The organism is Paraburkholderia rhynchosiae (genome assembly GCF_002879865.1).
GTDB lineage: Bacteria > Pseudomonadota > Gammaproteobacteria > Burkholderiales > Burkholderiaceae > Paraburkholderia > Paraburkholderia rhynchosiae.
Genome location: NZ_PNXY01000001.1, coordinates 278,260 through 291,862, shown reverse-complemented (window position 1 = coordinate 291,862; position 13,603 = coordinate 278,260). Strand labels below are relative to the sequence as shown.

At 63.9% G+C, this 13,603-nt stretch carries 14 protein-coding genes; 12 read left to right on the top strand and 2 right to left on the bottom strand.

Annotated elements, in window-relative coordinates:
- Positions 1-136: 136 nt before the first annotated feature.
- On the bottom strand, positions 137-997 hold the full coding sequence (locus tag C0Z16_RS01315; protein ID WP_102630430.1) for a hydroxymethylpyrimidine/phosphomethylpyrimidine kinase: 861 nt from the start codon (positions 995-997) through the stop codon (positions 137-139).
- Positions 998-1,284: 287 nt separating this feature from the next.
- On the opposite strand from C0Z16_RS01315, the gene C0Z16_RS01310 reads away from it, so the two are divergent.
- From C0Z16_RS01310 to C0Z16_RS01275, 8 genes are all read left to right on the top strand, one after another.
- The gene (locus C0Z16_RS01310) at positions 1,285-1,455 is read left to right on the top strand and encodes a rubredoxin (RefSeq protein WP_006047743.1); all 171 of its coding nucleotides are present in this window, start codon (positions 1,285-1,287) and stop codon (positions 1,453-1,455) included.
- A gap of 230 nt (positions 1,456-1,685) precedes the next feature.
- A complete protein-coding gene (locus C0Z16_RS01305; protein WP_102630429.1) occupies positions 1,686-3,095 on the top strand; it encodes a hypothetical protein in 1,410 nt (469 codons plus the stop codon).
- 371 nt (positions 3,096-3,466) lie between these two features.
- Complete coding sequence (locus tag C0Z16_RS01300; RefSeq protein WP_102630428.1) at positions 3,467-4,045, top strand: YqgE/AlgH family protein; 579 nt, start codon at positions 3,467-3,469, stop codon at positions 4,043-4,045.
- 10 nt (positions 4,046-4,055) lie between these two features.
- Positions 4,056-4,496, top strand: a complete 441-nt coding sequence (gene ruvX / locus C0Z16_RS01295) for a Holliday junction resolvase RuvX (RefSeq protein WP_102630427.1) — start codon at positions 4,056-4,058, stop codon at positions 4,494-4,496.
- Complete coding sequence (gene pyrR / locus C0Z16_RS01290; protein ID WP_102630426.1) at positions 4,483-5,034, top strand: bifunctional pyr operon transcriptional regulator/uracil phosphoribosyltransferase PyrR; 552 nt, start codon at positions 4,483-4,485, stop codon at positions 5,032-5,034. The genes ruvX and pyrR overlap by 14 nt, the downstream gene beginning before the upstream one ends.
- Positions 5,035-5,231: 197 nt before the next feature.
- Positions 5,232-6,257 (top strand): aspartate carbamoyltransferase catalytic subunit, encoded by a 1,026-nt coding sequence (locus tag C0Z16_RS01285; RefSeq protein ID WP_102630425.1) that lies wholly within the window; start codon positions 5,232-5,234, stop codon positions 6,255-6,257.
- Between the two features lie 95 nt (positions 6,258-6,352).
- The gene (locus C0Z16_RS01280; RefSeq protein WP_102630424.1) at positions 6,353-7,633 is read left to right on the top strand and encodes a dihydroorotase; all 1,281 of its coding nucleotides are present in this window, start codon (positions 6,353-6,355) and stop codon (positions 7,631-7,633) included.
- A gap of 81 nt (positions 7,634-7,714) precedes the next feature.
- Positions 7,715-8,554 carry a lysophospholipid acyltransferase family protein gene (locus C0Z16_RS01275; protein WP_102630423.1) on the top strand — a complete coding sequence of 280 codons (840 nt, stop codon included), beginning with the start codon at positions 7,715-7,717 and terminating at the stop codon, positions 8,552-8,554.
- Positions 8,555-8,641: 87 nt separating this feature from the next.
- Here C0Z16_RS01275 and C0Z16_RS01270 read toward each other — a convergent pair whose 3' ends face one another.
- Positions 8,642-9,526, bottom strand: a complete 885-nt coding sequence (locus tag C0Z16_RS01270) for a symmetrical bis(5'-nucleosyl)-tetraphosphatase (protein WP_102630422.1) — start codon at positions 9,524-9,526, stop codon at positions 8,642-8,644.
- 204 nt (positions 9,527-9,730) lie between these two features.
- Here C0Z16_RS01270 and C0Z16_RS01265 point away from each other — a divergent pair, with 204 nt between their 5' ends.
- From C0Z16_RS01265 to rfbC, 4 genes are all read left to right on the top strand, one after another.
- The gene (locus tag C0Z16_RS01265) at positions 9,731-10,642 is read left to right on the top strand and encodes a GDP-mannose 4,6-dehydratase (RefSeq protein WP_102630421.1); all 912 of its coding nucleotides are present in this window, start codon (positions 9,731-9,733) and stop codon (positions 10,640-10,642) included.
- 448 nt (positions 10,643-11,090) lie between these two features.
- Positions 11,091-12,152 carry a dTDP-glucose 4,6-dehydratase gene (gene rfbB, locus C0Z16_RS01260; protein ID WP_102630420.1) on the top strand — a complete coding sequence of 354 codons (1,062 nt, stop codon included), beginning with the start codon at positions 11,091-11,093 and terminating at the stop codon, positions 12,150-12,152.
- Between the two features lie 10 nt (positions 12,153-12,162).
- Positions 12,163-13,056, top strand: coding sequence for a glucose-1-phosphate thymidylyltransferase RfbA (gene rfbA, locus C0Z16_RS01255; RefSeq protein ID WP_102630419.1), 894 nt, complete (start codon positions 12,163-12,165; stop codon positions 13,054-13,056).
- A complete protein-coding gene (rfbC, locus tag C0Z16_RS01250) occupies positions 13,041-13,592 on the top strand; it encodes a dTDP-4-dehydrorhamnose 3,5-epimerase (RefSeq protein WP_102630418.1) in 552 nt (183 codons plus the stop codon). The genes rfbA and rfbC overlap by 16 nt, the downstream gene beginning before the upstream one ends.
- The last annotated feature ends 11 nt before the right edge of the window (positions 13,593-13,603 follow it).

Sequence of the window (13,603 nt, the reverse complement as noted above, 5' to 3'; positions counted from 1 at the left end):
CCTGACCCGGATGGTTAGGTGGCCGCCATTGCGGCGGGCCTTCCGAGACGTGTCATTCGCTCGTTTGCGTCTATGGGATTCGCACGCCTTGCCGGCAACGCGCAAAACGTGAAATACGCGGTGAGGCGCCGGGGTGTCAGTGCCGCGCTTCGCCGGGCGCCGCGTCCTTGCCGGTTGTAGGCGGTGTTTCGTCGTCGCTGCTGCGTGCCCAGAAGAACCGGTCCGGCATATACGCGCCCATGCCCGGCCGGAATGCGCTGCGCATCGCCTGGTACAGATACTCCTGCGCTTCGCGCACAGCTTCCGCCGGGTCCTGGCCATTGGCGAGGAGCGCCGCGATTGCGGAACCGAGCGTATCCGTCAAACCCATGATCCGATGGCTGCCGCGGTCCCACATGTCCTGACGCAACTGGCCGTCTTCGCTGAAAAGCGTATTGACGAGCCGGTGCGTGCCGGTTTCCGTCGACAGAATGTATTCGCAGCCCTGCGACAGCAGATGCGAGATCGCCGCGTCGAGGCTCGGCGCCTCGGCGTCGCCGTCAGGCTGCGCGAGGGCGAGCAGCGTGGCGGAGTCGGCGACCAGCAAGGTGGTTTGCGGTGCCAGCAGATCGGCAATTGCTTCGCGCAGTTCGTCGGCTGCGAGCACGTGTTCGTCGTCGAGCGTGAAGTCGGGGGCGAGAATCAGCGGAATGTCGTCGTAATCGGCCACCACTTCGGCAATCGCGCTCACTACTTCGGCACGCGTGCAGGCGCCGACCTTGAAGGCCGCGATCGGCATGTCTTCGAGCAGCATGCGCGCCTGGGTCGCCACGACTTCTGGATCGAGCCCGTTGACTTCGTCGCAGCTCGCCGAGTCGCGCACGGTATAGCCCGTGAGCACGGAGACGCCATGACAACCCATGCTGGCAAGGGTCATCAGGTCGGCTTGCAGGCCGGAGCCGCCGGTGGGATCGGAGAGGCCGAAGGTGAGGACGATCGGAGGCGTATCGCTGGGCATGAAGATCTACAAAGAGAGCTGAATTTGGGGCGCGGTGAGTGCGCAATCGGCTCAATTATGCGGCCTAAACCGGCGCGAGGGCGTTTTTTCGCATCTTCCCCGGCTTCATGCTGCAGACCGGCGGCCACCGTGTGGCGCGACGCCGCACTGAGCGTCGCCTGACCCACGCAGCATTGCCGAAGGCCGTCGCGTCGTCGGATTGCGCGCTCGCGATTGCTAGGCATTGGGGCGGCAACACGGTACCATCATGGCTCCCGTTTCCACGGACTTTACGACGCGACACAAGAATGGAATACCAAAGCTGGATGTGCCTGATTTGCGGCTGGATTTACGACGAAGAAGCCGGTTTGCCGGACGAAGGCATTGCGCCGGGAACCCGCTGGGAGGACGTCCCCATTAACTGGACGTGTCCCGAGTGCGGAGCGCGCAAGGAAGACTTCGAGATGGTTCAGATCTGATGTCCGGGGGCGGCTGACGGTGTCCGGCCGAGATGTGGGGTCGCTTGCAAAGGTCGTCGATCGAGCCGTGTCGCAACTCCAGGTTGTCGTTGAATAGTTTGTCATTGCGTGTTCGTCATTGCGTGTTTGTCATCGCGCATTTGTCACCGTTTAGTCGCCGGTTCGCGCGTTAGGTGCTCAGTGCGCGTGCCGCGCGAAACGGCGGGCCGCCGACTCTCTGTCGCCAACTCATGACTCTTCGATCCGCAGCACCCGTTTCCTTTGACGCATTGCCGAATCCGCGCGGCGGCGCTGTTCGTCCCGCGGAGCTTGCGCTGGCCGAGGCGCTATTGGCGTTCGAACAGCACACCGGGTGCACGACGGCGCTGGTTCGCGCTTCGCACGCGCTGCGCAGCGCCGGCTGGCTGAGTGCGACCCGTTTTGCCGACGCGCTCGTGCGCGTCTCGCCGCTAGCCGCAGGCGATCCGGCGGAGGCCGAGAGTGTGCGGCCAGTGTTCGGCGCCGCACTGCGCGATTTCCGTGCGGCACTCGAGCGTCACAATCTGCGCGAACTGGCCTGCTCGCCCACGCTCTTTAATCATTACCAGGCGCTGTGCGCCGATCTGGGCGAGCACACGCCGGGCTCGCCCGTTGCTTTCGAAGATCTCGCGCTAACCGCGCGCCCGGTGCCGCCGGTGTCGTTTCACGTGCAATCGGCGGAGCAACTGGCACATCTGCGTGCGCGCTATGAGCGTGCGCTGCTGCCGGTGCTGCGCTCACAACCCGATACAGGCAGCGCAGCGGCGCGCGCGGCCACCAACGCCGCACTCGACGAACTCGACGCTGTATTTACCGAACTCGCCGGCCCCGATCCCTACGATTTCTGGCGTCTCGCGAAGGCTTGCGCGCGCGCATTGCGGGTCGGCGGACGCGCAGCCGGAGAGACTGACGCGCGGCGTTTTTACGCACGTTGCAATCTGGCGCTGGCCGATCACGCTCGCGGCATCGAGCGCGCGCAGCGCTCACTGGTCCGGGCCACGCTGGCACTGCTGTGGCGCGACTACGCACTATTCGGCGCCGCCGCCGAAGACGCCGATCAGGTCGAGGTGCTTCACGACTATGGCTTGACCGTCGATTGGCACGTTGCGGGCACCCAGGCATCGGAAATGCTATGGGAAGCGGGCGCGGTGCAGGCACAGTTGTTCAGCGCCCGCACTTCACTGACGCGCGAACTCGGCGTGTTGAGCGTCAACGCGCACGCGTATGAAGATTTTCTGCAGACGGCCGACGCGGCCATTTCCGCGCTGGCCGACCATGCGCGTGCGGCCGACCAGCCCGAGAAGGCCGACCCGAGCGAAGCGCTGCAAGCGGGCGACGCCGCGTACCGGCTCGGCTCCGCGGCTTGCGCGCTCGGCCTCGGCCATGTCGCGCTGCTGGCCGATGCCTTGGGGCTCGCCTGGCGCCGTCGCGCTCATGCAGGTGTTTCGACGCCTGCGGTGCGCGCCCATGTGATCGTCGACGCCCCGGCGGCGAGTGCGCTCGAAGGTGCTGCGGAGGCGTTGCGCGCGACGCTGCATAAAGTAGCGGCGGGCGTGGCGCCCCCGGCCGGCGGTGCCGCACTGGCGACGCTGACGCGTGCGATCGAGCAGGGCGGCGCGTAAAGAGCGTAAAGAGCGTAGAGAGAGCCGGAGGAGCAAAGCCGTTCCGGCGGCCCCAATAGCCGGCGCGAGCACGCAAAAATGCAGCCACAGCCCGCACGAAACGCGCAGTCAGCTCACAACAAGGCATGTAGCCAATCAGGCGGCACAATTCGCCGCCAATCGCCCGGTCATTCAGGCAGCATCGATGCAACCCGGCGGCACGCCGCAGTCATGCCGCACGACACCGCTAACCTGCATCTTGGCAAGGCCCGCGTGCGTGATAGAGTGCAACATGAATCGCCGTCGATGGCTCGCGGCAAGCTTCATGACTCACGTCGCCGTTCCACGCTCAAAGCCCGCCATCCTGCATCGTCTTTGCTAAAATCCGAACTATGTCCAAGAGTACCGATCGCATCAATCTGACCAACCAGTTCCTGATCGCCATGCCGAACATGGCTGATCCGACGTTTTCAGGAACGGTGGTCTACCTTTGCGATCACAGTGAGCGCGGTGCGCTCGGCCTCGTGATCAACCGGCCGACCGATATCGACCTGGAAGCGCTCTTCAGTCGCATCGACCTCAAGCTCGAGATCGAACCTCTCCTTCACGTTCCCGTGTACTTCGGCGGCCCGGTGCAAACCGAACGCGGCTTCGTGCTGCACGATCCGAAAGACGGCAATACGTACACGTCGTCCATGTCGGTGCCGGGCGGTCTTGAGATGACCACCTCGAAAGACGTGCTAGAGGCAGTCGCGAGCGGTACGGGTCCCGAGCGTTTCCTGCTCACGCTCGGTCACGCCGGTTGGGGTGCGGGCCAGCTCGAAGAAGAAATTTCGAAGAACGGCTGGCTGACGGTCGAAGCCGACCCGAAAATCGTTTTCGACGTGCCGGCTGAAGAGCGCCTCGAAGCCGCGCTCGCGCTGCTCGGCATTTCGCTGTCCGTGCTGTCGGGCGAGGCCGGACACGCATGAGAGGCGACGCATGAGTCTGACGGCCGGACGTGAGGCGACGCTGCTTGCGTTCGACTACGGTGAAAAACGCATCGGCGTGGCGGTCGGCAATTCGCTCACGAAGAGCGCCAGGCCGCTCGTCATCGTGCAGAATCGCAGCCGCGAATATCGTTTTGCCGAGGTCGGCAAGCTGATTGCCGAGTGGAAGCCCGACGCGCTCGTCGTAGGCTTGCCGATGCATCCGGATGGCACGCCGCACGAAATGACGCAACTCGCGAAGCGCTTCGGCAATCAGCTGAACGGCCGCTTCAATTTGCCGGTGACGTGGATCGACGAGCGCTATTCGTCGGTCGAGGCGAAGGCGGGAATCCGCGCCGGGAAAGGCCGTGCCGATATGCTCGACGCCGAAGCCGCCAGCATCATCCTCCAGCAATATCTTGACGGACTTTCCGACAATCATGAGTTCCATTGACGCCGAAGCGCTTTATCACGCGTTGCTCGACCAGATTCGCGCCGCGTATGGCGACAAGCTCGGTGCAGCGCAGGACGGTGCCGAGGGCGCCGTGCTGGCCGGCATCCACAGCGGAGGCGCGTGGCTCGCCGAGCGGCTCGCGCACGACCTGAACCTGGCGAGTTTCGGCGTGATCAACGTCGCGCTGCATCGCGACGACTACGCCAAAAAGGGTTTGCACTCACAGGCGAGCCCGACGTCGCTGCCTTTTTCCGTCGACGGCCGCCGCATCGTGCTTGTCGACGACGTGCTGTACACCGGCCGCACGATCCGCGCGGCGCTCAATGAACTGTACGACTATGGCCGTCCGGCAGCGGTCGAACTGGCGGTGCTTGCCGATCGCGGCGGACGTGAGTTGCCGGTGGCGGCGCGCTTTGTCGGCGGCGTGGTGGATGTGTCCGCCGACGCCACGCTCGTGCTGGCGCGCGAAGAACGCGGCAGCGAGAGTGGCGCAGACCAGCCGCGTTTCACCTTTCACACTGAAGCACGCGTCGATTGAGCCCGGCATCGAGTCGCGAGAGTGGGGACGGACTGCATCGAGGCGCGCGCAATCAAAGTGCAGCGCAAAGCGCGAACAGCCGCGGCACCATGCGCAAACGGCCAGGAGCGGCGCCGCAGTGACCGACGTTCCGCACACGCCCAACCCATTCAGCACCGCCACACCACGTTGAAGCCCGTATTTGAAGCAGGTACATCATGAACACCCCCATCCAGGCTCCGCAGGATTCCGCCGATAGCGCCACCGAGCGCTTCCGTTATGGCTTCCTGAAGGGCAACCCGCAGCTCACGAAAAACGGCGAGCTCAAGCATCTGTTGTCGATCGAAGGTTTGCCGAAGGCGATCGTCAATCACATTCTCGACACTGCGAGCCAGTTCGTCAGCGTGACGGATCGCGAGGTGAAGAAGGTGCCGCTGCTGCGCGGCAAATCGGTGTTCAATCTGTTCTTCGAAAACTCGACGCGCACCCGCACCACGTTCGAGATCGCCGCGACACGTCTGTCGGCGGACGTGCTGAATCTGAACATCAATGCGTCGTCGACGAGCAAAGGCGAATCGCTGCTCGACACGATCAACAATCTGTCGGCCATGCATGCCGACATGTTTGTCGTGCGTCATGCGTCGAGCGGCGCGCCGTATCTGATCGCACAGCACTGTGCGCCGCACGTGCACGTGATCAACGCCGGCGACGGCCGTCATGCGCACCCCACGCAGGGTCTGCTCGACATGTACACGATCCGCCACTACAAGAAAGACTTCACGAACTTGCGCGTGGCGATTGTCGGCGACATTCTGCATTCGCGAGTCGCGCGCTCGGACATTCATGCGTTGACCACGCTCGGCGTGCCGGAAGTGCGCGCAATCGGTCCGCGCACACTCCTGCCGGGCGGCCTCGAACAGATGGGCGTGCGCGTGTTCCACAACCTGGACGAAGGGCTGAAAGACGTCGACGTGATCATCATGCTGCGTTTGCAGAACGAGCGGATGAGCGGCGCGCTGTTGCCGTCGGCGCAGGAATACTTCAAGAGCTGGGGCTTGACGCCGGAGCGTCTCGCGCTCGCCAAACCGGATGCCATTGTCATGCACCCAGGCCCGATGAACCGCGGCGTCGAAATCGACTCGCAAGTGGCCGACGGTCCGCAATCGGTGATTCTGAATCAGGTGACGTTCGGTATCGCGGTGCGCATGGCGGTGATGGGAATTGTCGCGGGCAACAACGATTGATGTGCAGACGCATACGCGCGCACCCAGACACCAACACACGGCAGACGGCAAATCACGCAGAACCTGGCCAAACAGCTGAAACATTAAGGTAGCGCATGAAGATTCACATTCAAGGCGGCACGCTGATCGATCCGGCAGCGGGCACCGAACAGCAGCAGGACATTTTTATCGCGGCGGGCAAGATCGTCGCGCTCGGCAACGCGCCCGCCGACTTCGAGGCGACGCAAACCATCGACGCCCGCGGTCTACACATCGCGCCGGGTCTCGTCGATCTGGCCGCGCGCTTGCGCGAGCCGGGCTATGAACACAAGGCCACGCTCGAATCGGAAATGGCCGCGGCGCTGGCGGGCGGCGTGACGAGTCTCGTGTGTCCGCCAGACACCGACCCGACGCTCGACGAACCGGGCCTCGTCGAAATGCTGAAGTTTCGCGCGCGCAATCTCGATCAGGCGCATGTGTATCCGCTCGGCGCGTTGACGGTTGGCCTGAAAGGCCAAGTCATCACCGAAATGGTCGAGCTAACGGAGGCGGGTTGCATCGGCTTTTCGCAGGCCGACGCGCCGGTGGTCGACACGCAGGTGCTGATGCGCGCGCTGCAATACGCGAAGACCTATGGCTACACGGTGTGGCTGCGTCCCGTCGACGCCTATCTCGGCAAGGGCGGTGTGGCCGCGAGCGGCGCGTTGGCGTCGCGGCTCGGCCTCTCCGGCGTGCCCGTGGCGGCGGAAACCATCGCGCTCCATACGATTTTCGAACTCGTGCGCGTGACTGGAGCACGGGTGCATCTGTCGCATGTGTCGTCGGCGGCGGGCATTGCGCTCATGCGCGAGGCGAAGGCCGAGGGCCTGCCGGTTTCGTGCGACGTCACCGTGAATCACGTGCATCTGATCGACCTCGACATCGGCTACTTCGACGCGCAGTTCCGGCTCGATCCGCCGCTGCGTCAACAGCGCGATCGCGATGCGATTCGCGCAGGTCTCGTCGACGGCACCATCGACGCGATCTGCTCGGACCATACACCGGTCGACGACGACGAAAAGCTGCTGCCGTTCGCCGAAGCGACGCCGGGTTCAACAGGCCTGGAGCTGTTCCTGTCGCTGACGGTCAAGTGGGCCGATGAAGCCGGCTTGCCGCTTGCGAAGGCGCTGAACCGCATCACGGCGGCGCCGGCCGAAGTGCTGAAGCTGGACGCTGCCGGCCGTATCGCGGTGGGCAGTGTGGCGGACCTCTGCGTGTTCGACCGTCACGCGCATTGGCGCGTCGAGCCGCGCGCGTTGAAGAGCCAGGGGCATAACACACCGTTCCTCGGCTACGAACTGCCGGCGCGCGTGCGCGCGACCATCGTGTCCGGTCGCGTCGCGTTCGAGCAGCGCTGACAGCCGCCGCATGGCCCACGCATCAACGCCGCATCAACGCCGCACTAACACCGAATCGACCTGCTAGAGAAAGCTCCGACCATGAAGCTCGCGTTACGCAAGGCTCGTCTCATCGTGCATCTGCTGCACGGCATGTGGATCGTCGCGACGCGCTTTCCCAAGGCCGGCGCCGACAGGCGTCACGCGCTTAATCGCGAATGGTCGCTGAAGATGCTGCGCCTGTGCGGCATGCGGCTCGTCGTACATAACGATGGCGCGCGGCTCGACCGCGGCGCGCTGGTGGTGGCCAATCACATCTCGTGGATCGACATCTACGTGATCAATGCGTGGCGGCCCACGCCGTTCGTGTCGAAGGCGGAGATCCGTCAATGGCCGCTGGTCGGCTGGCTCGCGCAGCAGCTGGATACGGTGTTCATCCAGCGCGAGAAACGCAGCGACGCGAAGCGGATCATGCACGAGTTGTCCGACCGTTTGGCCGCGGGCGAACTGATGTGCGTGTTTCCGGAAGGCACCACGTCCGATGGTCTCGCGCTGCTGCCGTTTCACGCGAACATGTTTCAGGCGGCGGTGTCGGCTTCCGCTCCGGTGCAGCCGTTGTGCATCATGTATGAAAATGCGCAGGGCCGGCAATCCACCGCGCCTGCCTATATCGACGACCTCTCGCTCGCCGACTCGCTGAATCTGTTGCTGCGCGGCGGGCCGTTGACCGCGCATGTGTACGTCTGCGCGCCGATCGCGCCCGGCGCAGACCGCCGCACATTGGCGGCGGAGGCTGAGGGCGTGATTGCGAGCGCGTTGCGGGAGATGCAGGGCGGCACGGCAACGAGCGGCGCGCTCGTCATGGAGCAGGCGGAATCGTCTGCAACCACGGAAACGCTGATTGAGCCCGTCGAACAGTCGGGCCGCTCGCCGAGCATCTGAGCGTTTCAGCGTTCCGCGTATCGTCTGATCGAGCACGTTGATCGCCCAGGCCGCTCACCAGGCGATTGTGCGTTCTCCGCCTACCGTCTAATTGCCGCCGCTCGATCTGCAGTTGTCGCATTGGACCTGAGTCAACGTGCGTTCCGCGGGATTGCGCGCGAGCCGCACCGCCGACAGCCTTTCGCCCCATACGCACCCTGAATCAAGCCCGATCAGGTTCTCGCGCAACGTCAACCCGAGCGCGGCCCAATGGCCGAACACGACGGTGACGTCCGCTGTCTTGCGCCACGGCACGTCGAACCACGGCATGCAACCCGGCGGCGCGGCGTTCAGGCCGCCGCTGCTACTAAAGTCCATCACGCCCTCGGCGTTGCAGAAGCGCAGCCGCGTCAACGCGCTGCACGTCACGCGCAGCCGCTCGATGCCCTTCAGGTTCGGCGTCCAGAGATTCGGCTCATTGCCGTACAAACCGGCGAGCGTTTCCTTCCAGCTCGGCGCGCGCAGCGCCCGCTGCAATTCGTCGGCGAGTTCGAGCGTCAGTGCCACGTCCCATTGCGGCACCACGCCCGCATGTACCATCAGCATGCCGTTTTCGTAGTACGCGATCGGACGGTGGCGGACCCATTCGAGCAGGTCGGCGGCATCGGGCGCGGCGAGAATCTCGTCGATCGTGTCGCCTTTTTTCGACTTGCGAATCCCCGCCGATACCGACAGCAGATGCAGGTCGTGATTGCCGAGCACCGGCACCGCGCGATCGCCGAGCGAGATGATATCGCGCAGCGTGGCCAGCGATTCTGGGCCGCGGTTGATCAGGTCGCCAGCGAACCACAGCGGGGTGCCGGCTGGCGGCGCGGCCTTTGCGAGCAGTCGCTGGAAAGGCGCGCGGCAACCTTGCAGATCGCCGAAAGCAAGCGGTACCGGATGCTGCTGCGAGATTGAAGAAGCGGATGAAGGTGCGGTGGACGGTGTCATCGAGGAAATGTTTGCGGTTCGATACACGGGGCGACGCACGGGGCGTGCCGCGTGTGGGCAGTGCAGCAAGCGAGCGTGACATAATAGCCCGTTTGAAGCACCGGCATCGCGCGGTGCGGCCCCGGCGGCTCTCGCCACGGGCTGCCGCGAACTACCGGCGCGATATTGCATCACAACAGGATGACCCTAGTGAACGGAGAAAGCATGTCGTCTTCCCATGCGAAGCAACCCGTCCGCACGCTCGTCACCGGGGCGAGCGGCTTCACTGGCCGCTATCTGGTCGATAACCTGCTTCGTCACGGCCATACCGTGATCGAAACCTTCGCGGGCCGCGATGAGCCGGAAACGCCCACGCGGCTCAGGCTCGACATTACGTCGCCCGAAAATTGCCGGCGCGTGATCGAAACCGCGCGGCCCGACTACATCGTGCATCTTGCCGCGATCAGTTTCGTGGGCCATGATGATCCGCTCGACTTTTACCGCGTCAACGTGATTGGCACGCTGAATCTGCTCGAAGCGTGCGCCGCGACAGGCCACACGCCGCGCAAGCTGTTGATTGCGAGCAGCGCCAATGTGTATGGCAACGTGACGAGCGATGCGATCGACGAGAGCTTTCCGGTCACGCCGGTCAATCACTATGCGGCCAGCAAGGCGGCCATGGAAACGATGGTGCGAACCTGGTTCGACCGGTTGCCTATCGTGATCGTGCGGCCATTCAACTACACGGGCCGCGGACAGGCGTCGAACTTCCTCGTGCCGAAGATCGTCGAGCACTTCGCGCGTCGCGAGCCGGCTATCGAGCTTGGCAATATCGACGTCGCGCGCGATTTTTCGGACGTGCGCTATGTGGCGAGCGCTTACGAAGCCCTACTCGATTCCGATGCCGCCGCCGAGACGGTGAACGTCTGTACCGGCACGCCTTATACACTGCGCGAGATTCTGTCAGCCGCAAGCGAACTGACTGGGCACGAACTGCAGGTGCACATCAATCCGGCTTTCGTCCGGCAAACCGATGTAAAGGTGCTGGCCGGTTCGCCCGCCAAGCTGCGCTCGCTGGTGCCCGAGGTGCAGGCCATTCCGTTCATGGATACGCTGCGCTGGATGCTGGCGGCCTGAAACAGTTGGGCGTTGGCCATCCGCGCGTCGTAATGCGTGTCAATGCGCTCGCCCGCGCGCCGCTTGTTCGTGCTTATTCCAGCTTCTTCCTGCTTCTCCACGCTTCCACAGTTATTTTGAGGATTGTTCGGCGCGCTGCCCACCGAGCAGCGCGCCGTTGACTTGCGCCCCCCGTTCCGCGCGCGGCGCCGGCCCGCAAGCCGCATTATTTCCGCGAAATAAGGGCGGAAAATGCACCGAAAGCCAGACTTGTCAAGCTGTTTCAAGTTGTTAGGGTTCTAGTTTTTGTTCCGGGCCGCTTTATAATCGGGGCTTCATAAGATTGGCGTCTGAGCGTCTGCTTGCGGTGTTCAACAGCGGCAGGCGTCGAAAGAATCGGACTCCACAACGCGTGGCGGGCGCCCGGCGAACAAGGCCTGACCGCCGCCAACATCTGGAAGGGAATTTCATGATCCTGGTAACGGGCGGTGCCGGCTTTATCGGCGCCAATTTCGTGCTCGACTGGCTGAACACGTCGGACGAAGCAGTGCTGAATGTGGACAAGCTGACGTACGCCGGCAATCTGGGCACGCTCAAGTCGCAACAGGGCAACCCCCAGCACGTCTTCGTGCGCGCGGACATCTGCGATCGCGCCGCGCTCGACGCGCTGTTCGCCGCGCACAAGCCGCGCGCCGTACTGCACTTCGCCGCCGAAAGCCACGTCGACCGCTCGATCCACGGCCCGGCCGATTTCGTGCAGACCAACGTGGTCGGCACGTTCACGCTGCTCGAAGCCGCGCGCAGCTACTGGAACACGCTCGGCGAGGCCGATAAAGCCGCGTTCCGCTTCCTGCACGTCTCGACCGACGAAGTGTTCGGCTCGCTGTCCGCCACCGATCCGCAGTTCTCGGAAACCACGCCGTACGCGCCGAACAGCCCTTACTCGGCGACCAAGGCGGGTTCGGACCATCTGGTGCGCGCGTACCATCACACGTACGGCTTGCCCGTGCTCACCACGAACTGCTCGAACAACTACGGCCCGTACCAGTTCCCCGAAAAGCTGATTCCGCTGATGATCGCCAACGCGCTCGGCGGCAAGCCGTTGCCCGTGTACGGCGACGGTCAGAACGTGCGCGACTGGCTGTATGTCGGCGACCATTGCAGCGCGATCCGCGAAGTGCTCGCGCGCGGCACGCCGGGCGAGACGTACAACATCGGCGGCTGGAACGAGAAGAAGAACCTGGACGTCGTGCACACGCTGTGCGATCTGCTCGACCAGTTGCGTCCGAAGGCGGGCGCCTCGTACCGCGATCAGATCACCTACGTGAAGGACCGTCCGGGCCACGACCGCCGTTACGCAATCGACGCCCGCAAGCTCGAGCGCGAACTTGGCTGGAAGCCTGCCGAAACCTTTGAGACGGGTCTTGCAAAGACGGTCCAGTGGTATCTCGACAATCAGGCGTGGTCGGACGAAGTCGCTTCGGGCGACTACCGGAAGTGGGTAGAGACCAACTACGCGCAGCGCGCGTAAGGGCACGGCAATGGCGCGCAAAGGCATTATTCTCGCGGGCGGATCGGGCACACGGCTCTATCCGATCACGCATGTCGTCTCCAAGCAGTTGCTACCGGTCTACGACAAGCCGATGATCTACTACCCGCTGTCCACGCTGATGGTGGCGGGCATTCGCGATGTGCTGATCATCTCCACGCCGCAGGACACGCCGCGCTTCGAAGCGATGCTCGGCGACGGCAGCCAGTGGGGCATGAACATCCAGTACGCGGTCCAGCCCTCGCCGGACGGGCTTGCGCAGGCGTTCATCATCGGGCGCGAGTTCGTGGGCAACGACCCGTCGGCGCTGATTCTTGGTGACAACATCTTCTACGGCCACGATCTCGCGAAGCAGCTCGCCAGCGCCGATGCTCGTACGGATGGCGCGACCGTGTTCGCATATCACGTGCACGATCCGGAGCGTTACGGCGTGGTCGAATTCGACAAGCAGTTCCGCGCGCTCTCCATCCAGGAAAAGCCCGTCAAACCGCGCTCGAACTACGCGGTCACCGGGCTGTATTTCTACGACAGACAGGTGTGCGACATCGCTGCGGACATCAAGCCGTCGCCGCGTGGCGAGCTCGAAATCACCGACGTCAACTCGCGTTATCTGGCCAACGCCGCGCTCAATGTCGAGATCATGGGACGCGGCTATGCGTGGCTCGACACGGGCACGCACGATTCGCTGATTGAAGCCGCCACGTTCATCGCGACCTTGCAGAAGCGTCAGGGTCTGGTGGTCGCGTGTCCCGAAGAGATCGCGTACCGCCAGCAGTGGATCGGCGGCGAGCAGTTGCTGGCGCTCGCCGCACCGCTCGCGAAGAACGCCTACGGACAGTATCTGCAAAACATTCTTACGGACCACGTTGCATGGCCATCCAAGTAACCGCTACCGCGCTGCCTGAAGTCAAGATCATCGAGCCGAAGGTGTTCGGCGATGCCCGTGGCTATTTCTATGAGAGCTTCAATGCCGTGGAGTTCGCGGAGCACGTGGCGACCGGCGTAGAGTTCGTGCAGGACAATCATTCGCGCTCCGCGAAGGGCGTGCTGCGTGGCCTGCACTATCAGATTCAGCACGCGCAGGGCAAGCTCGTGCGCGTGGTCGAAGGCGAAGTGTTCGATGTCGCGGTGGACATCCGCAAGGGTTCGCCGAACTTCGGCAAGTGGGTGGGTGTGACGCTGTCAGTGGAAAACCATCGGCAGTTGTGGGTGCCGCCTGGCTTTGCGCACGGTTTCGTCGTGCTGTCGGAGTCCGCGCAGTTTCTCTACAAGACCACCGACTACTGGTTCCCCGAGCACGAGCGCAGCATCGTGTGGAACGATCCGGAGATCGGCATCGAGTGGCCGATCGACTTCGAGCCGCTGCTGGCCGCGAAGGATGCCGCGGGCAAGCGTCTTGCCGACGCCGAAGTCTACGCATAAGGGGCCGCCGC

Excerpts from the sequence above, each read along its gene's own strand:
- C0Z16_RS01315 (WP_102630430.1), bottom strand. The coding sequence starts at position 997 with ATGCCCAGCGATACGCCTCCGATCGTCCTCACCTTCGGCCTCTCCGAT.
- C0Z16_RS01310 (WP_006047743.1), top strand. The coding sequence starts at position 1,285 with ATGGAATACCAAAGCTGGATGTGCCTGATTTGCGGCTGGATTTACGAC.
- C0Z16_RS01305 (WP_102630429.1), top strand. The coding sequence starts at position 1,686 with ATGACTCTTCGATCCGCAGCACCCGTTTCCTTTGACGCATTGCCGAAT.
- C0Z16_RS01300 (WP_102630428.1), top strand. The coding sequence starts at position 3,467 with ATGTCCAAGAGTACCGATCGCATCAATCTGACCAACCAGTTCCTGATC.
- ruvX (WP_102630427.1), top strand. The coding sequence starts at position 4,056 with ATGAGTCTGACGGCCGGACGTGAGGCGACGCTGCTTGCGTTCGACTAC.
- pyrR (WP_102630426.1), top strand. The coding sequence starts at position 4,483 with ATGAGTTCCATTGACGCCGAAGCGCTTTATCACGCGTTGCTCGACCAG.
- C0Z16_RS01285 (WP_102630425.1), top strand. The coding sequence starts at position 5,232 with ATGAACACCCCCATCCAGGCTCCGCAGGATTCCGCCGATAGCGCCACC.
- C0Z16_RS01280 (WP_102630424.1), top strand. The coding sequence starts at position 6,353 with ATGAAGATTCACATTCAAGGCGGCACGCTGATCGATCCGGCAGCGGGC.
- C0Z16_RS01275 (WP_102630423.1), top strand. The coding sequence starts at position 7,715 with ATGAAGCTCGCGTTACGCAAGGCTCGTCTCATCGTGCATCTGCTGCAC.
- C0Z16_RS01270 (WP_102630422.1), bottom strand. The coding sequence starts at position 9,526 with ATGACACCGTCCACCGCACCTTCATCCGCTTCTTCAATCTCGCAGCAG.
- C0Z16_RS01265 (WP_102630421.1), top strand. The coding sequence starts at position 9,731 with ATGTCGTCTTCCCATGCGAAGCAACCCGTCCGCACGCTCGTCACCGGG.
- rfbB (WP_102630420.1), top strand. The coding sequence starts at position 11,091 with ATGATCCTGGTAACGGGCGGTGCCGGCTTTATCGGCGCCAATTTCGTG.
- rfbA (WP_102630419.1), top strand. The coding sequence starts at position 12,163 with ATGGCGCGCAAAGGCATTATTCTCGCGGGCGGATCGGGCACACGGCTC.
- rfbC (WP_102630418.1), top strand. The coding sequence starts at position 13,041 with ATGGCCATCCAAGTAACCGCTACCGCGCTGCCTGAAGTCAAGATCATC.